This window comes from Arthrobacter globiformis (assembly GCF_003261175.1).
Lineage (GTDB): Bacteria > Actinomycetota > Actinomycetes > Actinomycetales > Micrococcaceae > Arthrobacter > Arthrobacter globiformis_A.
The window spans coordinates 16,067-42,440 of the sequence record NZ_QLNP01000017.1 but is presented as its reverse complement, the minus strand read 5'-3'; the positions used below and the strand labels follow the sequence as shown (position 1 = coordinate 42,440).

The 26,374-nt window shown below is 66.7% G+C and carries 20 protein-coding genes and 1 pseudogene; 13 read left to right on the top strand and 8 right to left on the bottom strand.

The features are described from left to right. Positions 1–36 precede the first annotated feature (36 nt). On the bottom strand, positions 37–1,995 hold the full coding sequence (locus DBZ45_RS01975; protein ID WP_190242965.1) for a helix-turn-helix domain-containing protein: 1,959 nt from the start codon (positions 1,993–1,995) through the stop codon (positions 37–39). A gap of 220 nt (positions 1,996–2,215) precedes the next feature. Here DBZ45_RS01975 and DBZ45_RS01970 point away from each other — a divergent pair, with 220 nt between their 5' ends. After that, a complete protein-coding gene (locus DBZ45_RS01970) occupies positions 2,216–2,608 on the top strand; it encodes a hypothetical protein (RefSeq protein WP_111902306.1) in 393 nt (130 codons plus the stop codon). 12 nt (positions 2,609–2,620) lie between these two features. On the opposite strand, the gene DBZ45_RS01965 is transcribed toward DBZ45_RS01970, so the two are convergent. Beyond that, the gene (locus DBZ45_RS01965; protein WP_111902305.1) at positions 2,621–6,058 is read right to left on the bottom strand and encodes a DEAD/DEAH box helicase; all 3,438 of its coding nucleotides are present in this window, start codon (positions 6,056–6,058) and stop codon (positions 2,621–2,623) included. A 187-nt stretch (positions 6,059–6,245) separates the two neighbouring features. Here DBZ45_RS01965 and DBZ45_RS01960 point away from each other — a divergent pair, with 187 nt between their 5' ends. The 7 genes from DBZ45_RS01960 to DBZ45_RS01930 all read left to right on the top strand — a co-directional run bounded on the left by DBZ45_RS01960 (position 6,246) and on the right by DBZ45_RS01930 (position 15,226). Further along, positions 6,246–7,136 carry a DMP19 family protein gene (locus tag DBZ45_RS01960; protein WP_111902304.1) on the top strand — a complete coding sequence of 297 codons (891 nt, stop codon included), beginning with the start codon at positions 6,246–6,248 and terminating at the stop codon, positions 7,134–7,136. Between the two features lie 201 nt (positions 7,137–7,337). Beyond that, on the top strand, positions 7,338–9,062 hold the full coding sequence (locus DBZ45_RS01955; RefSeq protein WP_111902303.1) for an Ig-like domain-containing protein: 1,725 nt from the start codon (positions 7,338–7,340) through the stop codon (positions 9,060–9,062). 213 nt (positions 9,063–9,275) lie between these two features. Next, complete coding sequence (locus tag DBZ45_RS01950) at positions 9,276–10,298, top strand: LacI family DNA-binding transcriptional regulator (protein ID WP_190242964.1); 1,023 nt, start codon at positions 9,276–9,278, stop codon at positions 10,296–10,298. Between the two features lie 137 nt (positions 10,299–10,435). Next, positions 10,436–11,731, top strand: a complete 1,296-nt coding sequence (locus tag DBZ45_RS01945) for a sugar ABC transporter substrate-binding protein (RefSeq protein WP_111902301.1) — start codon at positions 10,436–10,438, stop codon at positions 11,729–11,731. Positions 11,732–11,815: 84 nt separating this feature from the next. After that, positions 11,816–12,775, top strand: a complete 960-nt coding sequence (locus DBZ45_RS01940; RefSeq protein ID WP_111902300.1) for a carbohydrate ABC transporter permease — start codon at positions 11,816–11,818, stop codon at positions 12,773–12,775. 1 nt (position 12,776) lies between these two features. Continuing rightward, positions 12,777–13,655, top strand: a complete 879-nt coding sequence (locus DBZ45_RS01935; RefSeq protein WP_111902299.1) for a carbohydrate ABC transporter permease — start codon at positions 12,777–12,779, stop codon at positions 13,653–13,655. Between the two features lie 32 nt (positions 13,656–13,687). Then, complete coding sequence (locus DBZ45_RS01930; protein ID WP_111902298.1) at positions 13,688–15,226, top strand: glycoside hydrolase family 32 protein; 1,539 nt, start codon at positions 13,688–13,690, stop codon at positions 15,224–15,226. An 81-nt stretch (positions 15,227–15,307) separates the two neighbouring features. On the opposite strand, the gene DBZ45_RS01925 is transcribed toward DBZ45_RS01930, so the two are convergent. Further along, the gene (locus DBZ45_RS01925) at positions 15,308–15,664 is read right to left on the bottom strand and encodes a DUF5655 domain-containing protein (protein WP_223256877.1); all 357 of its coding nucleotides are present in this window, start codon (positions 15,662–15,664) and stop codon (positions 15,308–15,310) included. A 109-nt stretch (positions 15,665–15,773) separates the two neighbouring features. Next, positions 15,774–16,295, bottom strand: a complete 522-nt coding sequence (locus DBZ45_RS01920; RefSeq protein ID WP_111902297.1) for a COG4315 family predicted lipoprotein — start codon at positions 16,293–16,295, stop codon at positions 15,774–15,776. A gap of 191 nt (positions 16,296–16,486) precedes the next feature. On the opposite strand from DBZ45_RS01920, the gene DBZ45_RS01915 reads away from it, so the two are divergent. Beyond that, positions 16,487–16,987: a sigma-70 family RNA polymerase sigma factor gene (locus DBZ45_RS01915; RefSeq protein ID WP_111902296.1), complete on the top strand. Its 501-nt coding sequence runs from the start codon at positions 16,487–16,489 to the stop codon at positions 16,985–16,987. Continuing rightward, entirely contained in the window at positions 16,984–17,667 is a 684-nt protein-coding gene (locus DBZ45_RS01910) for an anti-sigma factor (protein WP_111902295.1), read from the top strand. Before DBZ45_RS01915 ends, DBZ45_RS01910 begins: the two co-directional genes overlap by 4 nt. A 46-nt stretch (positions 17,668–17,713) precedes the next feature. On the opposite strand, the gene DBZ45_RS01905 is transcribed toward DBZ45_RS01910, so the two are convergent. Both DBZ45_RS01905 and trmB read right to left on the bottom strand, forming a co-directional pair. Further along, entirely contained in the window at positions 17,714–18,520 is an 807-nt protein-coding gene (locus DBZ45_RS01905; protein ID WP_223256881.1) for a DUF1206 domain-containing protein, read from the bottom strand. 105 nt (positions 18,521–18,625) lie between these two features. Further along, a complete protein-coding gene (trmB, locus tag DBZ45_RS01900; protein ID WP_111902293.1) occupies positions 18,626–19,558 on the bottom strand; it encodes a tRNA (guanosine(46)-N7)-methyltransferase TrmB in 933 nt (310 codons plus the stop codon). Positions 19,559–19,742: 184 nt separating this feature from the next. Here trmB and DBZ45_RS01895 point away from each other — a divergent pair, with 184 nt between their 5' ends. After that, positions 19,743–20,990: an FAD-dependent oxidoreductase gene (locus DBZ45_RS01895; RefSeq protein WP_190242963.1), complete on the top strand. Its 1,248-nt coding sequence runs from the start codon at positions 19,743–19,745 to the stop codon at positions 20,988–20,990. Positions 20,991–21,172: 182 nt separating this feature from the next. On the opposite strand, the gene DBZ45_RS01890 is transcribed toward DBZ45_RS01895, so the two are convergent. Both DBZ45_RS01890 and DBZ45_RS01885 read right to left on the bottom strand, forming a co-directional pair. Then, positions 21,173–22,462: an MFS transporter gene (locus DBZ45_RS01890; RefSeq protein WP_111902291.1), complete on the bottom strand. Its 1,290-nt coding sequence runs from the start codon at positions 22,460–22,462 to the stop codon at positions 21,173–21,175. Between the two features lie 25 nt (positions 22,463–22,487). Then, a complete protein-coding gene (locus DBZ45_RS01885; RefSeq protein ID WP_111902290.1) occupies positions 22,488–23,786 on the bottom strand; it encodes a M20 metallopeptidase family protein in 1,299 nt (432 codons plus the stop codon). Positions 23,787–23,886: 100 nt separating this feature from the next. On the opposite strand from DBZ45_RS01885, the pseudogene DBZ45_RS01880 reads away from it, so the two are divergent. Together DBZ45_RS01880 and DBZ45_RS01875 are read left to right on the top strand one after the other, a co-directional pair. Continuing rightward, positions 23,887–24,959 (top strand): annotated as a pseudogene (locus tag DBZ45_RS01880) (Lrp/AsnC family transcriptional regulator). Positions 24,960–24,961: 2 nt separating this feature from the next. Then, entirely contained in the window at positions 24,962–26,359 is a 1,398-nt protein-coding gene (locus DBZ45_RS01875; protein WP_111902289.1) for an MFS transporter, read from the top strand. The last annotated feature ends 15 nt before the right edge of the window (positions 26,360–26,374 follow it).

Genomic DNA, 26,374 nt, shown 5'->3' with positions numbered 1-26,374 from the left:
GCTTGAAAACCACATGCACTGTGAACCGGGCCAGTGTTAGTGGCCTCGGCTCCCGGCGGACTGCAGACGCCAGAGCCGCAGTGCCACGTGGATGTCCAGGGACCGGCCGCCCCTGCGCCAGCTGGCCCCGAGGACACTGTCGATGCGTTCCAGCCGTTGGCGAAGCGTGTTGGGATGAATGTGCAGGGCCTCCGCCGCTGCGGTGCCGGAGGCGTCGTTCTCAAGAAAGGTCCAGGCGGTCAGAACCAGCTGTGTTCCCCGGCGGCCGTCGTAGTCCAGCAGGGGTCCGAGCTGAGCCGCCAGCAGCTGGGCGGCAAAGGGGCTGTCCATGGCGCCCAGCAGCATGCCTGCTGTGCCGAGGGCAGCCCGGTCGGCCGCCTCGCCGTTTCGCGCCAGCGCCTGCAGCGCACGTAGTACGGCATCAGCCTCGGCGTGAGCGTCGGCCAGCCGGGAGAATCCCGCCACCGACTGGGACGATCCAACGCTGGCCTCGATCCGCTGGTGCTTCAGGGCATCAACGAGTGACTGTCCGTTGTCCAAGGGCATATCAACACCGGAAGTACCTCGGCGCGCACGCGGCTCGATGACGCACAGATGGGATTCGTGAAGGGCAGTGATCCCGGGACGGTCCTGCGCATGCCGCTTCAGTACTGCCAGAGCCCTCTGCCGCTGGTCCTCCCGGACGCCCACCACCCGGACCACCAGCGGGATGTTGTCGGCCAAACCGAATCTTCCGGCCCGCCGTTTCAGCGCTTCGGTATCCTCGGACCGTGGATTCAGGAGTTCGTCTATGAGCTCGAGCTGCAGCCGGTACTGCGCGTCCTGGAAGGTCCTTTCAGAGAGCAACGCCGCACTGAGGACCAGGGCGCTTCGCTCCAGCACTGCAAGCCGGTCCTGGCTGACGTGGCCGGCAACGATGAGCGAGCCCAGGTGCTGGTCGCCGGCCACCGCGGACATCACGGTGTAGTGCCGGCCCCTGACTGTAAAAGGCACAGGCAGCGTCCGCGCGGCGGAGAGTTCCGCGGCGCTCAGGGCGGCGGGACTGCCAAAGTCGGGGTTGGCGCCGAGTCCTGCCAGGGTCTCGCCCATGGGTGAAACGACGGACACCTCGCTGTCCATCGATTCGGCGAGAAGCATCATGAGGTTGGGCAGGCTGTTGGCGGACGCCAGGGTCTCCATCAGCCGCTGGTCAAGGGAGGATAGCTCCTCCAGGGCCTTCAGATGGGCAAGATTCTGCCGCTGTGCCTGATCCAGACGGGCCAGGGCATCGGCCATTTCGGTGAAGTGACGCGCGTTCTCGAGGGCCACAGCAGCGTGGGTGCCGATGGATTCCATGAGTGCGACGTCGTCGCTGCTGAACGTGTGCGCGTGCCGGTCCGCCACGAGGAGCGCGCCGATGACCTTGCCCTCGGCCCGCAAGGGAACGCCCATGATGGCCCGTACGCCTTCTGCCGCGACCGCCGCGTCGCTCGACTCAAGGTGCGACTTGGTCTGGTCCACCAAGTAGTCCGCGGATTGTGAAGGGGCTTCGCCGGTGGCCACAGCACCGAGGACACCCTCGCCCAGGGGCATGCGGATGTTCCGGAACAGGGCTGTGGCGGCGCCGTCCGTCACCCGGATGTAGGATTCCCCGGAGTTGTAGTCGTTCAGGCTCAGATAGGCGATGTCGCTGCCGATGAGCGAGCGGGTTCTGCGGACGATGGCCTTCAGAACGGCCTCCACGTCGCGGATGCCGGTGAGGTCCGTGGCGGTGTCGTACAGGACGCGGAGCAGGCCCTCCCTTCGGCTGGCCTCCCGAAGCCGTGCGTTGAGGCTGCGGGCCGCCGCTGCCGTCGACGGGTCGAGGAGGTGCTCCGCCTGCATAGCCGCCAGTTGTGTCTCCAGAGCTTCGGCAGAGATGCCTTCGCCCAGAAGAGCCAGAAGTCGCCCCAGCGTCATCGCCTCCTGCGGGGGAGCGTCGCCCGCACGCACTGGCGGGCTGTCTTGGGCACCCATAGGCCAATGGTAGTGTCTGCCGCCAGTTGCTCGAATGGAATCGTCGCCAGCTGCGTACCGCTGTTCGAATCCGGGTACTTCAACCACGAAAGACGGGTAGCGGTTGCCCGTGACAGGGGCCGTACGGGGCACTTGAATGGTCGGACACGCGAACCGCCCAGAGCGACGGAGGAGACGACATGCACTTTGCAGGAAAGCCGGCCGAGCCCGGTTACAGGCCATGAGCGCCGGACTGGCATCAGCCGTACAGTTCGCCGGGTCCCTGCCGGGGTCGATCCTGTTGACGCTGGGGCAGGCCCTCGTACTCGTCTGCGCCTGTGCCGACATGCTCCGGCTGCTCTCCGTGCCCCGCTCCCGCGGGCGCTACGTGGCCAACACCGTCTTCAGGACACTGGCTCCGCCAGCGATTCTGGTCATGGCAATTACCGTCCTGATTGATGCGGCCTCCGGCGTCTGGGGGGACGTTATGCTCGGGATGTTTGTGCTGGTGGTGGTGACGTACCGGTGGCGGACGGACACGGACGAGGAGAACTGGTGGAAGGGAAAGGGCAAAGCGCTGGGGCGCTGGCTGCGGAAGCAGACCGCGCCGCGGATCCTGACGGCGCCGGCCTGACGGCGGGACCTGTCAGTCGCTGAAGAGCCCCGCCAGGTCCTCTGCGGTGAGTGCACCGCCGGACAGCGCGTCGCCCTCCATCACGTCGGCGAACAGCTGCGATTTCTTGGCCTTGAGTGCCATGACCTTCTCCTCGATGGTGTCCTTGGCCACGAGCCGGTAGACCATGACGTTCCTGGCCTGGCCAATGCGGTGCGTGCGGTCCACCGCCTGCGCCTCTGACGCGGGATTCCACCACGGATCGAGCAGGAATACGTAGTCGGCCTCGGTCAGGTTGAGGCCGAACCCGCCGGCCTTGAGGCTGATCAGGAACACGGGCGCCGTGCCGTTCTTGAACTCGTTGACGACGTCGGTACGGTTCCGGGTGCCGCCGTCGAGGTAGCAGAACTCGATGTTCTCCTCGGTGAGGCGCTCGCGGACCTTGCCCAGGAAACCGGTGAACTGGCTGAAAATCAGGGCGCGGTGGCCTTCGGCCACGAGGTCCTCCAGCTGCTCGAACAGCACATCCAGCTTGCTGGACCGCACGCCGGACAGCGACTCGTCCACCAGGGAGGCGTCGAGGCTGAGCTGGCGCAGCAGCGTCAGCGACTGGAAGATGGTGAAGCGGTTCTTGTTCGCGTCCTCGATGAGGCCCAGGATCTTCTGCCGCTCGCGCTGCAGGTGCGTCTGGTAAACCTTCTGGTGCCGCGGGTTGAGCACCACCTCAAGGATTTGCTCCTGCTTGGGCGGCAGGTCCTTGATGACCTGCTCCTTGGTCCGGCGCATCATGAGCGGACGGACCCGACGGCGGAGCTTGTCCAGCTGCCCCTTGTCACCGTTTTTCTCCACCGGCTTCTGGTAGTACTCGGCGAACCGCGAAGGGCTCGCGAACAACCCCGGCGCCACGATGGAGGTCAGGGCCCAGAACTCCATCAGGTTGTTCTCCAGCGGCGTGCCGGTGATGGCCAGCTTGAACGCCGCCGGAAGCTTGCGGGCGCACTGGTAGGCCTTGGACTGGTGGTTCTTGACGAACTGCGCCTCGTCCAGCACAAGCCCGGCCCAGCGCCGTCCCGCGTAGGACTCGTAGTCGATCCGGAACAGCGCGTAGGACGTGATGACGATGTCCGCCCCGGCCAGGGCCTCGGCGGGGTCGGCGCCGCTCTTGGCGAACGTCTCGCCGACGGCGCGGACCGTAAGGCCGGGCGCGAAGCGGGCTGCCTCGGCCTCCCAGTTGCCCACGACGCTGGTGGGCGCCACCACCAAAAACGGCGCGCCGCCGTCGTCCGCAGTTTTGGGATCCGCTGTTGCGGCGTCCGCTGGCTGAACGTCCGCGGCAGACGCGGCGTGTTCCTTGGCCGCGCACATCAGGGCCAGCGCCTGGACCGTCTTTCCCAGGCCCATGTCGTCGGCGAGCACGCCGCCGAGGCTGTGGCGGTACAGGAAGCTGAGCCAGTTGTAGCCCTCCAGCTGGTACGGGCGCAGTTCGGCGTTAAGGGTGGCCGGCAGCGGCAGGCCCTGGACGCCGTCCGCCAGCAGCCCGCCCACGGCTGCGCGCCAGGCGGACGCCTGCTCGTCCACGATCCCCAGTTGGGCGAGTTCGTCCCACAGTCCGGCCTGGAAACGGCTGATCTGCAGCGGCGCGTCTTTATCGCCCGAGTTATCCTGCAGCGCGCGGGCCTCGTCGATCAGGGCCCGGAGCTGGTGCAGCTCCGGAAGGTCAAGGGAGAAATAGGCGCCGCTGGGCAGCAGCATGCGCGTCTGCCCCGCGGCGAGGGCGGAGAAGAGCGCCGCGAAGGACACCGGCTGGCCCTCGAGGGTGATCACGATGCCAAGGTCGAACCAGTCGCGCTGGTCAGTGGCCTTGGTGGAAATCGCCACCACCGGCGCCTCTTCTGCCTCCCGGTAGTCGGCGATGTCGCCCGAGGTGTCCACGTCGACGCCGGGAGTGTTCAGCAGCCGGGGGAGCACCTCCTCCGTGAAGGCGAGCGTGTCCAGCCCGCTCAGCTCCGCGGTGGCCGCGAGGCGCGGCGTGCCCCAGCCGCCGGTGGCTGATTCGCCCAGCTTGGGCACCACGTCCCACGGCTGGCCCACTGCCTCGAGGATCCGGGCTTCGGCCGGATCGTCACGGTAGCCGTGGTCGCCGGGATGGCGCCAGAGCGGCTGTGCCGTGACGATGGAGCCCGACTTGTAGTGCCATTCCCAGTGCAGGCGCACGCGGTGGTCGGCGCCGTAATTGGCCAGCAGCGAGAGCGTCGGGAGGGCGAGCTCGGGCAGCTCGACGGACTCGTCGGCCGCCGTCACGCGCGCCGTTTGCTTCAGCTTGGGGTAGAAGCCCGTGAGAAAGCGTCCCTCATCGCGTGCCGGGATGTGCAGCGTGCTGCCCGCCGTGACGAAGGCCAGCAGCTCCTCGCTCAGTCCGCTCTCCAGCGGGGCGAGGGTGATGGTCTCGTCCGCGGCGACCCCCGGCAGCGCGTCCCCGCTGGAGGTGAGGAAGATGCCGTGCGCCGGACGCCCGATGGTGCCCACCGACGCCGGATCAACCTCGGTGCCGTCAACCGTGATGGTGGACGCCAGCTCCAGGCCGCCTTCCTGCCCGTCGCTTCCGTAGCGGCCCAGGTTAAGGCCGACCGCCGCCGGCTCCGCCGCCACCTTCACCGGCTCCTGGCCGCGGCTGTGCACCAGCGCGACGCCGAGCTGCCTGGCTTCCTCCAGCAGGCTCCACAGGTTCCTTCCGGCGAAGGTGTTCAGCCCCAGCCAGAGGGACGACGACGAGTAAGAGCGGTTTGCGCCGCCGGTGTGCGCCGCGAGGAAGGCCTGCAGCCACTCCACATGGGCCTGGTTGCACTCGCGCTTGAAGTTCAGGTAGCTCAGGGTGTTCCAGGAGACGTCGCCGCGGATCCATTTGCCCTTTGCCCCCAGGATCACCGGGCGGGCCTTGAGCTGGCGGACGCTGCGGAGCGGGTCCCGGCGGCCGGTGTAGGAGAAGTGCGGGGCCGGTTCCTCCACCTCGAACTGCAGGGCCAGGGGAGTGCCGCCGCTTTGCTGCACGGGACCGGCCTGCGAGATCAGGGGGCTGAGCGCCTGCTCCCAGTCCGAGAGTGCCGGCACGGACTTTTCCCGCGACATCCGCGAGACGTCGGCGGGGGACAGGAGCTGCACCCTCACGGCCGGGTTGTCTTCGGCCGCGAACAGCAGCGCGGCCACGTGCTTGCAGTCCTTGCGGACCGGGCAGCTGCAGACACCCACCGTGCAGCTCCAGCCGCCGCCCTTCCGGACCAGCTTGGCCGTGGTGGAGTACGGCACGTCGGAGCCGCCGCGGACCTTGCCGAGCATCAGGCCGGTGGCGGAGTCGAACGAGATCCCGGAGACGCGGCCGCCCATGGCATAGGCGAGCCCGGCCGCGAGGGAGCGGTCGTTGATCGCGGGGGTCTGGATTGCCAGTGCCGCACTGTCGTCCGGTTGGGAAGGCATGGGTGCGCGCTACTTTCGGCAACTCGAAAATCTGCAGGTTATCTGATCCATCTTAGTCGGGCGGGAGAGGCCCTCAAATTGCAGAAACTTCGCCTGGCGTTCACTTCGCCCTCAACCTGCGGGCGCAGGCGGCGCGTACGTTGAAAGGGTCCTGAGCACCACCGGCTTTCTGCAGTGAGGATTTCCCATGACTTCCAGCGAATACCCCGTTGTCCTGACCGTCGAAGGCGCCGCAGGCGGCAGCAGTGCCAGTGACGCGGAGATTGTTGATTCCAACGTCGCCGTGGTGAACAGCATGTACCAGGAGCTGCTCGGCCCGGAGGAGATCGCACCCAACGCGCTGCGCAGCTACTTCGTGGACTTCTACCTGACGCAGTCCCTGGGTGGCGGCTTTGCGCAGTATGTTTTCACAGCCCCGGACCGTGAGGAGCTTGACGCCTACATCCGCGAGGGCCTGGAGGGCATGGGCGCCGCCGGGCACGTCGACCTCTTTGACCGCACCGCGGAGGCATTCGACGCCCTGTCCGAGGAGGAAGCCGACATCTACCTGGACGGCGAGGCCGACGCCAGTGAAGTCGATGAAGCCGGCGAGCTTCCGGAACGTGTGCAGGCCTTGGAGGACCTCGACGCCGAATTCGAATCGCTCCTCGAAACCGAGGACATCGTGGCCCTCAATGCGGCGTGGCTGCGCGGACAGGAAGGCCTGCTGGTCCTGAACGACGATGAGCTCACCGCACACATCGCCAAGCGCGTGGCGGCGCTGCCGGACCTCGAAGAGCGTCGCGCCGAAGCAGAGGAAGAGGCCCTCGGGAACGCCCCCGAATTCGAGGTCATCATCCGCGAGCTGTGCGACATCGCCGGGTACGGGCTGCAGAAAATCACCATGGGCGACCCGAACTACAACCACAACGGCGAGACCGTGCTGGCCTGGCGCTTCAGCACCGACCACGGCGACTTCCTGATGATCGAGGACGACGACGAGGCCTTCATGCTCAACCCCGAGACCAGGGAAATCGTGGCCGCCGTCGAGTTCGAAGAACTGGACGCCGACGTGGACGAGGACCTCGTGGAGGCGTAGCGCGCGGGCAAACCGGGCGTGTGGCCTTGTCGGGCCGCGGTTCTGCGGGACCCCTCGATGAGGGGTCCCGCAGCTTTTGGTTAAAGGTTTCCCCAGCGTGGCGTCCGGATACTGGCATCCTCTTCAGATCATGGACCTGAAGAGGATCACCTCGCTGGGTCTCGGCCGGGTGAAGTCTGGGGCCTTTGAGGGGAGCTTTCCATGAAACCTGCAAGAATTCGTCCGCGCCTGGCAGCCGCCGTCACAGCCGGCGCGCTGATTGCGCTGGCCGTTCCGACCACGGTTGTTCCGGCTTTCGCCGTCATTAGCGACCCGGGTACACACATCATCACCGTTTTCCCGGAACGGGATATGGTCTCGGCCGAAGGGTACGCAGCCGGCGACCGCCCCACGATCCAGGTGCTTCGCGGCGGCGCAGTCATCGGCACGTCGTCGGTCCTGACGCCTGTGGCTGGCATCGTGGAAGTCAACCACCCCGGCGGAGGATGCTGGGAAGGCACCACCCCGGACATCCGCCCGGGTGATGTGGTCCGTGTTCTGACGGCCCCCGACGTCGGTGACCAGACATTCGTGGGGAACGTCACCGTCACGCAGCGGGCCACGAAGATCAACGCCAACACCGTGGTGATGAAGGGTACCGCTGTTGCCGCCGGCGGCGGGCAGCTTCCGGCGGACCAGCTGGAGGCCAGGGTCGTGGCATCCAACCAGTCGTTCGCACTGAACGGGCGGCGCACGCTGCGTGCCGGTGCCCCGGGTTCCGGCGAGGACGGCGTCGTTGTTTACGACGGGCCGGGCCTCACCACGTGGACGGCCACTTGGAATGGCCTCGCCGGTGTTGGTGCCGACGGCCTGTCGGATGCAGACCGCGCGGCATCACCCACCAGCGCCGAGAGCCGGGGCATGTGGCTGGGACGCGACGCCGCGGTCGGCAACGAAGTCACCATTTTCGAGTACGCGGCCATCGGCGGTCCGGCCGGCCCGGAATGCACGGCACCTCTGGCCAAGGGACCGAGCACACCCGACCTGACCGCAGCAAGCGACACCGGTCGTTTGAACACGGACAACATCACCCGCAGCACCACCCCCAGCTTCACGGGTGCCGTTGCCTTGCCGGACGCCGCCAGCGTCAACCTCTACATTGACGGGGTGGCCAGCGGTTCGGCATCGGTCGCCGCTAACGGCAGCTACTCGATCACGTCCAGCCGGGCGCTGGCCAACGGGCGGCACACCGTGACCGCCGGGGAGGTCAGCCCGGGCGGAATCGAAACGCGCTCCGTCGGGTCACTGGCTTTCACCGTTGACACTGTGGCTCCCGTTGTCACCGCCAAGGCTCCGGCCATCAACTCGCTGATGGTCAGCCAGACGGCCAACGTCACGGCAACCTTCAGTGAGCCGATTGCCGGCATAGGATTCGCGTCCTTCAACTTGAAGAACTCCGAAGGGGCGGTGATCGCGGCTCCCGTCACCTGGAACGCCACGACCCGTGCGGCCACTCTCAACCCGAACGTAACGCTCAACCCTGACCGGAAGCACACGGTAGCCGTGACTGCAGGCATTACGGACATCGCCGGCAATCCGATTGTCGCGAACTCCTGGGTGTTCACGACGGGCCCACGCCCGGTGGTGACCGCTAAGTCGCCGGCAGCGAACGCGACCGGGGTCAGCCGCACGGCCAACGTCACGGCGACGATTAGTGAAAGGGTCACCGGCGTGGCCAACGGCACCTTCGCCCTCCGCAACGCCGCAACGGGGGCGCTTGTGAGCTACGCCGTCAGCTACAACGCCACCACCCGGGTAGCAACGCTGAACCCGAACGTGACGCTGGCGGCCAACACGAGGTACACGGCCACTATTTCCGCGAGCATCAAGGATGCCGGCGGGAACCCGCTCAGCGGCCTTTCCTGGAGCTTCACCACAGGAAGGTAGCCACGCAGCTTCACAGGACCTCCGGCCCGGCGCCGCCACCCGAAAGGGCAGCGCCGGGCCGGACCCATGCCCGAGGGTGCCGGGGCCACGCCCGCAGGTTTTGCTGGCCGAGGTCCCGAAGTTAGGGCGTGGTAGAGGGTGACGCTTGACACATGCAAAACGTTTTGTGTACTCTCATTCACACCGAACCAAAACGTTTTGCAAAGGAAGTCGATGACGACGCGAGTAGGGATACGCGAAGTGGCCAAGGCCGCCGGAGTCTCAGTGACCACTGTGTCCCACGCCCTCAACGACGCCACCAGCTCCCGGGTCAAAGCGGAAACCCAGCAGCACGTCCGGGACGTGGCCAGGAACCTTGGCTACGCCCCCAACCGGCTCGCCAGCGGGCTGCGCAACCAGCGCTCCCAGATCCTCGGCCTGGTCAGCGACGAGATCACCACCACACCGTTCGCCGGGGCCATGATCCGCGGAGCGCAGGACGCAGCCTACGAGCGGGGCTACGTGGTCATGGTGGTGAACTCGGGCCTGGACAGCGAGCTCGAACACCGCGAAATCACCATGCTTCAGCAGCACCAGGTGGACGGCGTGGTGTATGCCCGGCTGTACCACCAGGGAGTCGAACTGCCGCCGGCGCTCTCCGGGATCCCCACCGTGCTGCTGGACGCCGTCACCGGGGACCCGTCGGTCTCCTCCATCGTGCCGGACGAGGTCGAGGCCGCCGAAACCGCCGTCGAAGCCCTCATCAGGGCCGGCCACACCCGGATCGGCATGATCAACAACGTGGACGACATTCCCGCAACGCACGGCCGGCTGGAGGGATTCCACAATGCGCTGCGCCGCCACGGCATCCAGCACGATCCGAGACACCTTGTGATCGGCGTGCCCGAGACCACCGGAGGCCGTGAGGCCGCACTGGGCCTGCTCAGCCAGCCGGACCGGCCAACGGCACTGTTCTGCTTCAGTGACAGGGTTGCCATGGGCGCCTACCAGGCGGCAACAGCGCTGGGGCTGAACATCCCGGACGACGTTTCGATCGTGGGCATCGACAATCTCGAGCTCATTGCGGACTCGCTGTGGCCGGGGCTGACCACCGTGGCCCTGCCGCATTACGGCATGGGGCGGTGGGCTGTTAACCGCGTTCTTGACGACATCGAGAACCCGGGCGCGCCGCCGGAACAGGTGCGGCTCGCATGTCCCCTCATCGAACGGGGATCCGTAGGGCCGCCCCGGACCTGACCGCACTTCAAAAGAACACTACCCAGCAGTCCACCCGGCGTCCGCCAAAAAGGGACGCAGCCGTTGCAGCGGCCGCGCCCCTTCCGGACCCCCGGGCCAATCATCCACGCGCAAAACAGCAGAAAGACTGGACCTTCATGAACAAGCGATTCACACGGATCCTGGCCACCAGCATAGCCGCGGCTGCGCTCATGGGCAGCCTCGCTGCCTGCGGCAAAGGCAGCGCGTCCGCCACGTCCGAGGGCGGCAATGAGATCACCATGTGGACCCACAACGCGGGAAACCCTGACGAGCTCGCGGCCATCAATTCCATCGTCGACAAGTACAACAAGAGCGGCGCCGCCAAGGCCCAAATCAAGGTGCAGGCCTTCCCGCAGGACTCCTACAACGACTCCGTGGTCTCGGCCGCCGCTGCCGGGAAGCTCCCGTGCATCGTGGACATCGACGGACCCAACGTCCCCAACTGGGCGTGGGCCAAGTACCTGACCCCGCTCAAGCTCTCAACCGACTTGTCCAAGAACCTCCCCAGCACGGTCGCCAAGTGGGAGGGCGAAACGTACGCGGTGGGCTACTACGACGTCGCACTCGCTCTGTTTGCCCGTGCCTCTGACCTCAAGGCTGCCGGCATCCGCACAGCTACCGTGGAGAAGCCGTGGACCAAGGAGGAGTTCCAGGACGCACTGACCAAGCTCAAGGCCCTGGGCAAATGGCAGTACCCCCTCGACATGGGTACCGCCGGCACCGGCGAGTGGCTGCCTTACGCGTACTCCCCGCTGCTGCAGTCCTTCGGCGGAGACCTCGTCAACCGCGACGGCTTCCAGTCGGCGGACGGTGCCCTCAACGGCGACAAGGCCGTTGAATGGGCGGCGTGGTTCCGGGGACTCGCGGACCAGGGCTTCATGGCCAAGAAGAGCGGCAAGGACTCCACCCAGGACTTCCTGAACAACAAGAGCGGCCTCGTTTACACCGGCTCGTGGGCCGCGGACAAGGCGCGCACGGCGCTCGGCAAGGACCTGGCGATCATGCCGTCGGTGGACCTCGGCAACGGACCGAAGATCGGCGGCGCCTCGTGGCAGTGGGGCGTGACCAGCGGCTGCAAGAACTCCGAGGCCGCCATGGACTACCTCTCCTACTCCCTGAAGCCGGAAAACATCGCCGCCGTAGCCAAGGCCACCGGGACCATCCCGGCCACGGATGAAGCCGCGGCCCTGCTCCCGGCCTTCGCAGAGGGCGGCGAAAACCGGATCTTCATGGAGCTCTCCCGCCAGCAGGCCGTCATGCGTCCGGAAACGCCGGCGTACCCGTTCATCGCCACGGAGTACGCCAAGGCCGTCCAGGACATCCTCGCCGGCGCCGAGCCCAAAACTGTCCTGGACAAGGCGGTCAAGGCGATCGACGCCAATATCAAGTCCAACGGCGGCTACAAGAACTAGCCAGCCGCCGGACGGGAGGACGACGGCGGGCGGCACCTGCCGCCGTCGTCCTCCACCCGGCACTGACTGTCAACGGAGACTCCCATGACAACCACCCAGCTTCCCTCCCGCCGCCCCGCCGCTCCGGCGCCGGGCGGAACCACCCCGGCGGCAGCCCGCCGCAAGCGCCCCGGCCGCCTGCGTGAACAGCTCAGCGGCTGGGGGATGATCGCGCCGGCCGCGGTCCTCCTCCTCGCCTTCGTGTTCCTGCCCGCGATCCTCGGCTTCGGGCTGGCCTTCACGAACGCCCGCCTCATCTCGCCGCGGCCGGTGGAGTTCGTCGGAATGGACAACTTTGCCCGGCTCTTCACCGACCCCACCTTCTGGCGGGCGCTCCTGAACGTCAGCTACTTCGCCGTGGTGGTGGTGCCGGTGCAGTCAGGCCTCGCCCTGGCCATGGCCCTGCTGATCAACAAGAAGTTCCGCGGCGTGAACTTCTTCCGCACCGTCTACTTCCTGCCCGTGGTCACGTCCATGGTGGTGGTGTCGCTGCTCTGGCTCTTCATGTACCGCAAGGACGGTTTGATCAACGAGCTGCTGTCCACCTTCAGCTTCGGCCTGATCCAGGGCGCGGACTGGCTGAACGACCCCGCCACCGCCATGCCGGCCATCATCGCCCTGTCCATCTGGCAGGCAGCCGGCTTCCACATGATCATCTGGCTGGCAGGGCTGCAGAGTATCTCCGGCGAGCTGTACGAGGCCGCCCAGCTGGACGGCGCAAGCCGGTGGCACCAGTTCCGGTACGTGACATGGCCGGGCCTGAAGCACACGCGGAGCCTCGTCCTGGTGACCATCACCATCCAGGCCCTCGGGCTCTTCGACCAGGTGAGCGTCATGACGCAGGGCGGCCCGCTCGACTCAACCACCACCATCATCTATGAGGCGGTCCGCTCCGGCTTCAAGCAGCAGGAGACCTCCTACGCTTCCGCCATCTCGCTCGTATTCTTCGTCCTGGTACTGCTGATCTCCGCGGTCCAGCGCTACCTGACCCGAGAGAAGGACTGACGTGAAAAACGTGCTCCGCCTCAATTCGATCGGCGCCATGGCCGTGCGCATCCTGTTTGCCGCCGTCGCCGCCTTCCCCATCGTGTTCATGCTCGTGTCCTCGCTCAAGCCGGACCAGCAGATCTTCGGTGACATGTCCTCGGTGGCGGCCTTCCTGCCCATCGGCAACATCTCGCTGGACAACTACGCCGCTGTCTTTGACCGGGTTCCGGCCGCCCGCTTCCTCATCAACTCCGTCGGTATCTCCGCCGTGACAGTGGTGCTGGGAATCTTCATCAACAGCCTGTGCGCCTTCGCGCTGTCCCGCATGCAGGTCCGCGGCAAGCGGGTCGTGTTCACGGCGATCCTGGCCACCCTCATCGTGCCGTTCCAGACGCTCGCCCTGCCGCTGGTGTGGTGGGTGAACCAACTGCCCTACTTCGAACTCAACGGCTTCAGCCTGGAGATTTCAAAGGGCTGGCTGGACACGTACCAGGTGCAGATCATCCCGTTCATCGCCAACGCGTTCTCCATTTACCTGTACCACCAGTACTTCGAGTCCATCCCCAAGGAACTGGACGAGGCAGCCCGGATCGACGGCGCCGGCTGGTTCAAGATCTACCGCCAGGTGGTGATGCCGCTCGCCGGTCCCGCCACGGCCACGGTGGCCATCCTGACCTTCCTGCCTGCCTGGAACTCCTACCTGTGGCCGCTCATGGTGGTCCAGTCCGAGGAGCTCCGCCCGGTGATGATCGGCATCCAGTACTTCTTCCAGCTGAACGTCTCCTGGGGTGAGGTCATGGCCTACGCCTCGCTGATCACGGTTCCCGTGGTGGTCCTCTTCATCGCGTTCCAGCGCTCCTTCATCAACAGCATCGCCTCCAGCGGTGTCAAGGGCTGATCCGGCCCCTCTTCCTAGTTCGAAAGCGAACCATGACTTCCCTGAATGCAACGCCCGCACTCGACTGCCGTTACCGGCCCACATGGCACTACGCCGCCGAGCGCAACTGGCTGAATGACCCCAACGGGCTGGTGTACACCAACGGGGTGTACCACCTCTTCTACCAGCACAACCCGCTCGGCGACGTGTGGGGCAACATGTCCTGGGGCCACGCCACCTCGGCGGACCTGCTGACCTGGGACGAACAGCCCGTGGCCATCCCGTGCGACGAGCAGGAGGCCATCTTCTCCGGATCAGCCGTGGTGGACACCCTGAACACCAGCGGTTTCGGCGTCGGGGGAGTGCCGCCGCTGGTGGCGGTCTACACCAGTGCCTACTCCCCGGCGTCGCCTCTTACTGGCCGGCAGGCACAGTCCCTCGCGTACAGCACGGACGACGGCGCCACCTGGACCAAGTACGCGGGGAACCCGGTGCTGGACCGGGCATCCGCTGACTTCCGCGACCCCAAGGTGTTCTGGTACGACGGCGAAGCCGGCAGCTACTGGGTGATGGCCGCCGTGGAGGCCGTCCGGCACGAGGTGGTGCTCTATAAGTCCGCCGACCTCAAGTCGTGGGAGCATCTGAGCACCTTCGGTCCGGCCAACGCGACGGGCGGGGTCTGGGAATGCCCTGACCTGTTCGAACTGCCCGTGGACGGCGATCCTGGCAACACCCGTTGGGTCCTCGTGGTGAACCTGAGCCCCGGCGGGATCGCCGGCGGCTCGGCGGGCCAGTACTTCCTGGGAACGTTCGACGGCGTGACGTTCCGTTCCGAAACCACCGTCACCGAGGGCATGCAGACCGACGACAGCCGGATGCCCGACTACGGCTGGCTCGACTGGGGACGGGACTACTACGCCGCCGTCTCGTTCAGCAACGCTCCCGACGGCCGCCGCCTCATGATCGGCTGGATGAACAACTGGCAGTACGCGGCGTCGACGCCGTCGCAGGGCTGGCGCAGCGCCATGTCCCTGGTCCGCGAGGTACGGCTGGAAACCCGCGCCGGGCGCCCTGTGCTGGTGCAGGCTGCGGTGGACCCGTTCGCGGCTTCCGGGACGGAGCTGTTCGCCGCCGGACCGGCGCCGCTTGCGGACGGGGTGCAGTGGCTGCCCGCGGAGGCATCGGGGGATGTGCTGCGCATTGACGCCGAAATCCGGCCCGGTTCCGCAGCCAAGGTGGGGCTGGTACTGCGTGCCGGCGAGGCTGACGGCCTGCAGGAGCGGACGGTGCTGGCCTACTCCGCCGGTTCCGGGGGGTCGCTGTCCGGGGAGCTCAGCCTGGACCGGACGGCCTCCGGGAACGTCGGGTTCCATGCCGACTTCCCGTCCGTGGAGCGCGTGCCGGTTTCGCTGGACAGCAGCGGCTTGCTGCGGCTGACGATCTTCCTGGACCGGTGCTCCGTGGAGGTTTTCGCCCAGGACGGGCTGGTGACCCTCACGGACCAGATCTTCCCCGCGGAGTCCAGCACCGCCGTCGGGCTCCTGGCCGAAGGCAACGGCGCCACCCTGGTGAGCCTCACCGTCACGGGCTAAGCCTGCAAACTAAAGCAACGCGGGGTCACTTACAGCCGGATAACCGCTCCGGAATGGGCCGTAAGTGACCCCGCGTTGCCCTTAGCTGTTCTGCTCGAGGGCCGCCTCGAGGGTGTCCAGTAACTCCTGGTCCACATCTTCCTCCGACGTGAGCCGGACCTTGCGGTCGAAGAAATCGCCCGCACGGACCTTGACCGCCTTGAGGCGCTCCCCAATTGGCGCCTCAAGGCGGAGAGTAACGTCCACTGCTGTGCTGTTCGCCCGGGTCACCTGCGCGAACTTCCGGCGGGTGGTGTGCAGCGATACGTAGCCTTTGCGCATCTGGATCTCCACGCCCGGGTGGGCTGCGGCCCATGCCAGGAGGGTGTTGGCAATGGGCCGCAGGTTCGGATGGTCCCTGTACTGGCCATCAAAGAGTTCGTCGGCGTCCCGCAGCATGAACTCGGGATAGCCTTCTTGCCGCTGATTTCGAATTGTGTGGATCCGCCATGCTCCGATGGTAGTGCCGGCACCTCCGTCAGAGGTGCCGGCCCCAAATCTGCGGGCTTTACTTGATCATCGTCCCGTCGGGTGCCACGAGGTACCAAACGTTGCCGACGCCCTGGCCAGTAATGTCGCCGGGGGCCTTGTCCTTCTCCCACAGGTAGACGGGCATGCCATTGACTGTCACCTGCTTCTTGCCGTCCGGCGTATCAATGGTGCCGACCGTTCCCGTTACACCCTCCACCTTGGGGGTGTCCGTGGCAGCAATTACCGGAGGCCACTTCACGAGGCAGTCGCCGGTGCAGTTGCTCTTGCCGGAGTCCTTGACGTCCTTCGTGAAGTAGTAGACGCTCATGCCTTTGCCGTCCACCACGATGTCACCCTTGCTGGACGACGCGGTCTTGAGGTCCACCGAGGCCATCTCGCTGGCGGACGCCGAGGCCGACTCGCTGGCGGTCGTCGCCGGTGACTCGCTGGCCGGGGCGGGCGCGGAGGTGGTGGTGGTTGTGCCGGATCCGCCGCCACAGGCCGTCAGTGAGGCGGCAAGGGCCATAACTGCGAGGCCAACGCTCAGTTGCTTCTTCATGTGCTGCTCCTTGGCTCGGGCCGGCAGACTGAGAGACCGGCGCTATCTGGAATGACGCACAAAGGTGAAGAATGGTTCAAAGAATTTGACGCTGGCCGGAATTGAACCTATCGCCCGCTGCCGGCGTCGTATTTGCCAGGAAGGCCGGCCCGCTCGGAACGGCTTTATAGGTCATTGCAGGGAGGCCGAAGGTGCCGCTGGATGAGGATTTGGTTGCAGCGATATACCGTGAGCATGGAACGGCCCTGCGCCGGTTTGTGCTCAGCGCCTCCCGCGACCCGCATCTTGCCGACGACATCGTGCAGGAAACAGTGCTTCGCGTCTGGCAACAGGCGCCCACAGTTACGGGCAGCATGCGCAGTTACCTTTTCCGGACTGCCCGGAACATCATGATCGATAACTACCGGAAAGCCCAGCGCCGGCCGGTGGAAGCCGAGGACCGTGACCTTGCGGATCCGGAGGAAGCCACGGGGCGGGTTGACGACCTGCTGAACAAGGTGCTGATGGAGGAAGCGCTGCTCCGGCTGAGCGCGGAGCACCGTGATGTATTGGTGGCGCTGCACTACCGGCGGTTCACGGTGGGCGAGGCTGCAGTCCAGTTGAACATTCCGAGCGGAACGGTGAAATCCAGGGCTTTCTACGCGGTGAAGGCCCTGCGGACAATACTCGATGAAATGGGTGTGGAACGGTGAACGGCAAGGAAGTCCATGAGCTGCTGGGGGCATACCTGCTGGGAGGGCTCGACGACGCAGAGAGGCTGCGCTTCGAAGAGCACCTTAAGCAGTGCAACACCTGCCGCAGTGAACTGTCGGACCTGGAATCCCTGCCCGGACTGCTGGATGCCGTGCCGGTCCCGGACGCAGTGGCGCTCGCCGTCCCGGCGGCAAGCCGGCACGGCTCCGATGCCGCGTTACCGGCCCCGTCCCCCGTCCCCCAGCCGATACTGGACCAACTGGTGGCCCGCCGTCGTAATTCCCGACGGCGGCTGACGGCCCTCGTTGGGGTGGTGGCCGCGGCCTGCCTCGCCCTGGGTTTTGCGGCGGCGCCTCTCTTTGACCCCGCCGCGAAGCCCGATGCCAGCTATTCGGTCAAAGCCGATACGGGCATGCAGGTAACGGTGGGAATGGTCAAGAAAACCTGGGGAACCGAACTGGCCGTCGACGGACGGAGCCTGCCCCAGAACGGCCGGCTTTCACTGTGGGTGAAGGACCGTGCCGGGGTTGCGGACCGTGCCTGCGCGTGGATGGCGACACCGAGCGGAAGGGTCCGGGTCACCAGCGCGACGCCGCTGCAGTACACGAGCATCGCCAGCGTCGAAGTGCGGAACGACCGGCAGCAGACCATTGCCGTCATCGCTGTACCGGGCACGTGAACCGTCTCACCTGAGCTGGCCCGGCGGACTCACATTTTTGGCGAGCTCACATCTTGGCGAGCCGCGCCCGCACCACCGTGAAGGCCCCGTAGCAAATAAGTCCGGCGCCCACCGCGGCCAGCACGTACACACCGTAGGGCTGTTCCCGGAGTGCGCGGAGCCCGCCGTCGAGACCTGTCGACTGCTCGGGGTGGACAGTGATGGTGGCGATGACTATCAGCAGGCCTGTCACAAACAGGGCGACGCCCTTGGCCACATAGCCCGCCATCCCGAGGGCGGTGATGGCTTTGCGTCCGCCCGGGCTAGACGGCGGATTGATGTGCTTCTCAAAGGACTTTTTGAACCCGCGGACCGCGTAGATGATCCCAACGACGGCAACCCCGGCACCGATCAGCACCAAAAGCAGGATGCCGCCCGGTGCCTTCATCAGATTGACCGTGAAGTCGCTGGTTGATTCCCGGTTGTCCTTGCCGGCGCCGCGGGCGAAGGCGGCCAGCGTGAATGCCAGCCCGGCATACACGACAGCCTGTGCTGCGGCCTGCAGTTTCTTGCCGGCCTTGTGCTTAGTGGGCAACCGCTCGAAATCGAAAATCGCATCACCGGCCTGCCACAGGGCCAGCGCCACACATCCGGCAAAGCTGCACCACAGAAGCACCGGCCCGGCGGGCTGGCTGGCAAGTTCGGCGACGGCGCCGCTCACATCCGCGCGGCCGCCACGGCCCCGGGCGAGCCCTAAGGTAATGAGGCCGACCAGGATGTGGAGCACACCGCTCACTGCAAATCCACCGCGTGCCAGCATTTCGAGAGGCTTCGAGTTCGTGACGTCCTCTGCTTTGCCGGCTGCGCTTCTCAGTTCTCGTTTGATGATCGTTCCTCCGCGCCGGCAACTGCTGTGACACTCCGCCACAGGCTTATCGTGCCACGGCGGGGCGCCCGGGAACAGAGGTCCCGGACGGGGTTAAACCCGCCGGTAGCAGAGGTCGAAAATCATGCGGCCGGCTTCGTGCGCCTTGCTCTCGAAGCTGGTGCGGATACGGCCCTCGAAGCGGGGCGCCCAGCCGCCTCTTTCGTCGATGCCCTCGTTGGGCCCCGTGTGTTCCGTGCTCACGGGCGCCCGTCCTTCCTTGACCGGCGCGCCGCCCACCAGCGACTCGACGCCGGTCTGCCACACGTGGGTGAGGGGGCTTTCGGGACCACTGCGCTCGCCGTTGTGAAGGTTTTCGAACGCCTCCGATCCGGCGAGGACGTCGCGCACGTGCACCGCATAGTTGGACCAGTCTGTGGCGATGCGCCAGAGGCCGCCCGGCTTCAGTGCCTTCGCGGCGAGCTCGGCGAATTCGGGCTGGATCAGGCGGCGCTTGTGGTGCCGGGACTTGTGCCAGGGGTCCGGGAAGAAAACCCACAGCTCGCTGACCGAGCCGGCCGGGAGCATGGTGGCCAGGACCTCGGGAGCGTTCGCCTCGACGACCCGTACGTTGGTCAAGCCACGGCTGTTGATCTTGATCATGGTGTTGGCCAGGCCGGGGGTATAGACCTCCACGGCGAGGAAGTCCGTGTCCGGGTTTTCCTCCGCGGCATGGCAGACGGCATCGCCCAGGCCTGAGCCGATCTCCACGATCAGCGGTGCCTTGCGCCCGAACTCGGCTTCGGCATCAAACGTGTAGTCGGGGTGGACCGAGGTGTTGGCAATATGGCGGGGCACGTCGATGGCCCAGCGGCCGGAGTGCTCCTCCCAGGCCGCCTGGCGGCGCCCCTGCAGCCGGGTTCCGCGGCGAACAAAGCTGACCGGCCGTCCGCCGTAGGTTCCGTAGGAGGCCTGGCTTCCCGGCGTGACCGGCCTCGGCTGGTTCGGACTTGCCGGCGGCTGCGGGGATTCGGGAGATTCGCTCATCCCCTCCAGAATACCGGCGGTTTTCGGCGGCCTAAGCCAGTTACGCCGTGCAGCAGGGCGGCGTACAGTGTTGCTATTCCGCCGGCTTTCCACGGAAACGCTCATGAGCCGCCGCCCGTCCCTGGGGACGTTTTCCCGCCGTGACGGCGGATGAATGCATTACAACGCAGCTTCAGGAAACTCCATGGAACCATCTGCATTCCTCTCTGAACCAGCGACTTCCCCGGGCACCATAGCCATCCTCGGGGCGGGACCGGCAGGGCTGGTACTCGCAATTTCCCTTGCCCGGCGCGGACTGTCGGCCACCGTCATCGAACGCGACGTCCCTCCCGACGTTGCGCCGCGGTTCAATCCGGACCGTTCCTACACCATCGACATCTCGGGCCATGGGCTCAAGGCACTCCGCCACATCGAGGCCGTGGAGGAGTTCGACCGCCGCATATTCCGTTTTAAGGGCCTCAAAATCCCGGGTCGAGGAACGGAGGAGTGGACATTGCCCGGGTGGACCGGGTCACGGGGCGACATCCTCCGGGCGCTCATGTCGGTCCTCGACCAATATAAGGACAGGGTGGCAATGGAGTTTGAAACCAACGTGGAAGGCGTCGACCCAGTCACAGGTTCACTGAGATCCCGCCAACGATCCGGGGAATTGGACATCAGGACATTCGGCCTGCTTGTTGGGGCCGACGGGGCCGGATCCACAGTTCGGTCGGCGCTTCGGGCCCGCATTCCCGGGTTTACAGTCACCTCCAAGTCCTTTCCCAACTACTGCACGATGATAGAGCTCGATAACGTCGGGGACCGGCTGGACAAGAACTATCTCCACGGACTTTCGACCCGGCCCTTCTGCGTGGCGGGCGCCATAAAGGGTGATGCCGGGCAGGAGTCGGCCCGGTGGTTTTGTGCCATCGGAACGAAGGAGAAGATCCGGTTCTCCGGACCGGAGGAGGCACGCAGATTTCTGCAGACGCGGTGTCCCCGGGTTCTTGAATTCGCTGGCGACGAACAGGTATCGGCCTTCGCCAACCGGACGTGCTACCACATCGGACGCAGCCTGACCTGTTCCCAGTTCCATGGCGGCAAAGCAGTCCTGATCGGGGACGCAGCCGCGCCTTACCCGCCGATAGGACAGGGAGTGAACGGGGCAATGGAATCAGCCATGGTCTTGGACCAGTGCATCCGGGACACCGGCAGTTCGCCGGACCGGTTGCCGCAGGCGGCCGAAACGTACACGGAACGGTGGAAGCCGGAAGCCGACGCGGTGTCCTGGATCAGTGAACGAAGCCTCTTCGAAAACCGGTTCCACACGGTTCGTGCGCTTGCCACGTCAATGCTGGGGTTGAGCATCTTCGAGCAGGCCAAAAGTGCGGATGTGCCTTACTCCCAGGTCCGCCGCCGGGCCGAGCGCCTGTGGCCGCTCTGGGCGCGCTGACCGGTGAAGCCCCGGAATTCAGGGGCGGTAGTGGCTGCTCAGTAGAAGACATCAAACTGGCCGCGCTGAATTGACGGTAAAAATGTGATGACGGCCTGTGAGCACCCAACTGACTAGCAGTTGTTGTCGTTATGAGGGCTCAAAACGACAACAACTGCGAGTCAGTTGGGAAGGGGGAAGGGCTAGTGCGCCAGGTCCTTGCCCCTGGTCTCGGGGATGGTGAAGATGAACGCGATGCTGACGGCCAGCAGCACCACCGCGTAGACGTTGAACAGGTCCGGCATGTGGACGGTGGTGCCCAGCCACTGCTGCAGGTAGGGCGCCGTGCCGCCGAACACCGCCACGCAGATGGAGTACGGCACGCCCACGCCCACGGTGCGGATGCTGGTGGGGAACAGCTCGGCGTACACGGCCGGAACGATGGCGGCGCTCGCGGCGATGAAGATGAGCATCACGGACATGCCCACGGCCAGCTGCCAGGCGGAATCCTTCAGCAGCCACGTCATCGGGAAGTGCATGACCGCGGAACCGATTGCGCCGGCCCACAGCACCTTCTTGCGGCCGATCCGGTCCGATAGCTTGCCCCAGACCGGAAGCGCGGCAATGAAGACGATGTTGCCGATGACGCCGGCCCAGAGTGCCTCGCCGCGGTCGATCTTCAGGGCGGTGGTGGCGTAGCTGGGAGCCACCACGCCCCAGATGTAGTAGATGACGGTGAGTCCCACGGTCAGGCCGATCACCTGCACCGCCTGCTTGCGGTACCGGACAATCTGCGGCCAGAGCGGGGCGCGCTTCTCTGTGGCGGACTCGCCCTCGAACACGTCCGTCTCGTGCAGCCGGGACCGCATGATCAGTGCGTACAGGCCCATCGCGGCCCCGATCAGGAACGGGATACGCCAGCCCCAGGCGTTCATGACCTCAGTGGTCAGTGCCATGTTCAGGACGGCGCCCAGCAGCGTGCCGAACAGGATCCCCACCGTCCCGGAGGTGTAGATCAGGGTGGCCCAGAAGCCGCGGTGCTCCCGGGGCGCCATTTCAGACAGATAGGTCTGCGACGACGGCAGCTCGCCGCCGTGGGCCAGGCCCTGGACCAGCCGGGCCACCAGCAGCATCAGCGACGCGAAGGCCCCGACGCTGGCGAAGGTGGGGGCGACGCCGATCATGAGGCTGCCCAGCGACGCCAGGCCGACGGCGAGCGTCATGGACGCCTTGCGGCCCACCCGGTCACCGATCCAACCGAACAGGAAACCTCCGAAAGGACGGGCAACGAAGCCGACGGCGAAGATCGCCAGCGTGGACAGCACGGCTGAAGCGGGGTCGGACTTGCTGAACAGCTGGCTGGCGATGAAGGGCGTGAAAGTGGCGTAGATGGCCCAGTCGTACCATTCGACGGCGTTTCCGATGCCGGTGCCGATGATGGTCTTGCGGGTCGTGATCCGGCCCTCGCGCTGGGTGTTGATGATGGCGGTCATGGGTTGTCTCCCTGGAGTGGGCGGGCTAGAGGGCCGGAACGGAAGCGGGGACCCGGGCGGCGGCGGCCAGGGCGTCCAGGCGGTGGATTGCGAGTTCCGCGTAGAGCGCGGCCCCGTCGGCCAGCACGCCGTCGTCGAACGTTGCGTACGGCGAGTGGTTGAACGGGGAAGTGGCATGGTCCGCGTCCCGGGGGACGGCGCTCAGCCCGACAAACGTGCCGGGCACCTCGGCCAGGACTCTGGAGAAGTCCTCGGAGCCGCTGAGCGGCGTGGCCCACCGCGAGAGCCTCGAGTCGCCGAACAGTTCGGTGATGACCTTTTCCGCGGTGTGCGTCTCGTCCTGGTCGGTGATGGTGAGCGGGTATTCCTGCTGGTAGTCGACGTCGACGTCGAGGCCGTGTGCAGAGGCGATGCCCTTGAGCAGCCGCGGGACGGCATCCATCATCCGTTGCCGGTTCTCCTCGGAGAACGTGCGGATGGTGGCCTCGATCCGGGCCGTTTCCGGGATGACGTTGCGCTTGGTGCCCGCGTGGAGGACGCCGACGGAGAGAACCACGGGATCGAACATGTTGAACTGGCGCGTGACCATGACCTGCAGGGCCGTGACCATCTCGGCCGCGGCCGTCACGGGATCCTTGGCCGAATGCGGGGCGGAGCCGTGGCCGCCGGCGCCGAGCACGGTGACCACCAGGCCGTCGGAGGCACTGAGCATCACGCCGGGCTTGGTGCAGAACGTTCCGTGCGGTTCAAGGGAGGAGAACACGTGCATGCCGTAGGCGGCGTCAACGCGCCGGCCGGCTGCGTCCAGGACGCCTTCGCGGATCATGTAGCTGGCGCCGTCGAAGCCTTCCTCGCCGGGCTGGAACATCAGGACGACGTCGCCCGCCAGCCGGTGCCGGCGCTCGGCGAGGAGGGTGGCTGCGCCGGTGAGCATGGAGGTGTGGAGGTCATGGCCGCAGGCGTGCATGGCGCCGTCGATGGTGGAGCTGTAACCGACGCCGGTCTTCTCCTGCACGGGAAGCCCGTCCATATCCGCCCTAAGGAGCACGGCAGGCGGGAGCACGGCAGGCGGCAGCACCGCGGGCGGCAGCACGGCGGGTGCGGTGTCTTTAGTTCCGCCGGCGGAAGCCCCGCCGCGCAGCACTGCGGTGACCGACGTCGTCTCTTTGCCCAGAGTGATTTCGTACGGCAGGCCCTCCAGGGCCTTCAGCACCTTCTCCTGCGTCCGCGGCAGCTGCAGTCCGATTTCGGGTTCCCGGTGCAGGCTGTGGCGGAACCGGGCAAGGTCTTCCTGCATGTGGCAGGCGTCTGCGGCAATCGGCACGTGTTCTCCTCGTTGGTGGTCCGGTGCTGTGGGTCTATTCTGGAGTGGCCTGCTTCACATCCGTCCGAAGTGCTGGAAAGATGCAAAAGCCCTAACCAAAATGCAGGATTCGTGCATTACCCAACCGGGGAGAGAACCGCTGGACGTCACCGAAGAAGACCTCGCGCTGATCAACGCCCTACAGATCGCACCGCGGCTGAGCTGGGCCGACGCCGCGGAGGTCCTGGGCGTGCACGCCACCACCCTGGCCGCGCGGTGGGAGCGCCTCACCGCCGCCGGTGCCGCCTGGGTCACGGCTCATCCGATGGGGGATCCGAAGAAAATGTGCCTCGCCTTCGTTGATGTCGAGTGCGAGTCCACCGCCGGGCGGAGGTCACCCGGGCGCTGGCGGCGGTGCCCGAGATCGTCACCGTGGAGGAGGCAGCGAGCAACCGGGACCTGATGCTGACGGTCATCACGGGCTCCCTGCAGCACTTCACCGCTGTGGCGTCGAAGCTGCACGCCATCGAGGGGCTGGTCAAGTACCAGACCTCACTGGCCACACGGCTGCACACCGGCGCCTACGCCTGGCGCATCAACGTCCTCAACCGGAGCCAACTCCAGGCGCTCCGGGCGCTCGCCGGTCCCGAGGCCGCAGGGTCGGCACCCTCGGGGGCGGTGGGGGAGCCGCTGCCCGCCAGCCACCTGGCGATCCTGCCTTTCCTGTCGACGGACGGCCGGGCGACGGCGGCCGAAATCGCCCGGGCTCTGGACCGGCATCCGGCCACGGTGCAGCGCCAGCTGAACAGGGTGCTTGCCAGCGGCGTACTCTCCTTCCGCTGCGAGATTGCGCAGCGGTATTCGGGCTTCCCGGTGACCTGCCACTGGTTCGCCAACGTCCCGCCGGGCCAGCATGAGGCGGCGGCCGAGGAGCTCCGCAGTTTCCGGAACGTGCGGCTGAGCGCCTCCACCACCGGGCGCACCAACTTCGTCATCATTATGTGGCTGCAGTCGCTGGCGGATGTCATGACCGCGGAGCTGGCCCTTCAGCAGCGCATCCCGGGCATCGAGCTGGTGGAGAGCGTGGTCATGCTGAGGACGGTCAAACGGGTGGGCTGGATGCTCAACCCCGATTCGACGGCCAGCGGTGACGTTGTCGCCGTGACCACCGGCGCCCCCGAGCTGGTGGGCTGACCATGCACGAATCTGCCGTGTCCGCTCCACCCGGCGCCGGAATCCTCCAGCGGCCCTACGTGCTGGTGACCGTGGGGGCCTGCGCCCTCGTGTTTCTCGCCGCGTTCGAGTCCCTCGCCGTCACCACCGTCATGCCCGTGGTGAGCCGGGAGCTTGGCGGGGCCGGCCTGTACGCGCTCGCCTTCGCCGGCCCGCTGGCCACCGGTGTGATCGGCATGGTGGGCGCCGGAAACTGGTCCGACAGGCGCGGGCCCGTCGGCCCGCTACTCGCCTCCGTGGCGGTCTTCGCGCTGGGACTGCTCGTGGCGGGGACGGCCGGCACGATGTGGGCCGTGGTGGCCGGCAGGCTGGTGCAGGGGCTGGGCGGCGGCGCCATGACGGTGGCCCTGTACGTGGTGGTGGCCAGGGTCTATCCGCCGGTCCTGCATCCCAAGATCTTCGCCGCCTTCTCCGCCGCGTGGGTCATCCCGTCCCTTGTGGGGCCGTTCGCCGCCGGGCTTGTGGCCCAGCTGGCGAGCTGGCACTGGGTGTTCCTCGGAGTCGTCGTGCTGGTGCTCCCCGCCGTGGCGATGCTCCTTCCCGCGCTGCGCGGCGTCCGGTCCGGCAACGCGAACGGGAACGGCGCAGCGAAGGGGAACGGTTCAGATGCAGTGGGCGGGCAGGTGCCCTGGGCGCTGGGGCGGCTCGCCTGGGCGGCCCTGGCCGCGCTGGCGGTGCTGGGCCTGAACCTGTCCGCCGGGCTTCCGGTGGCCGGACCGCTCGCGGCGGGGGCCGCCGTCGTGATTGCCCTGCTGGCCGTCAGGCCGCTGGTGCCGCGCGGAACCCTCACCGCCCGGCGGGGCCTGCCCAGCGTGATCCTGATCCGCGGGCTGGTGGCGGCCGGTTTCTTCGGTGCCGAGGTGTACCTGCCGTACCTGCTTGTGGAGCGTTACGCCTTCTCGCCAACGTTCGCCGGTCTGACCTTGACCGGCGGAGCCCTCGCCTGGGCAGCGGCGTCGGGCGTCCAGAGCCGTCTGGGCGGGCGGCTGGCCAGCCCGGCCGCCGTGCGGATCGGCTCCGTGATGGTGCTGCTGGCGATTGCCCTGGCGCTGGTGACGACGGCGCTTGGCTGGCCGGCCGCCATCGCCATTGCCGGCTGGGTGCTTGCCGGCGGCGGGATGGGGCTGGCGTATCCAAGGCTGAGCGTGATGACGCTGGCCCTTTCCACGCCGGACACGGAAGGCTTCAACAGCTCCGCGATGTCCATTTCCGATTCCCTGGGCGGTGCCCTCGCGCTCGCCGCCACGGGAATCGTGTTCACGGCATTTACGACGACGGCGGCCTCCTTCGCCGGCGTCTTCGTGCTGACCGCGGTGATCGCCGTAGCCGCGGTCGCCATAGCGCCCCGCGTCGCCCACTAGCTTGCATCCAATGGA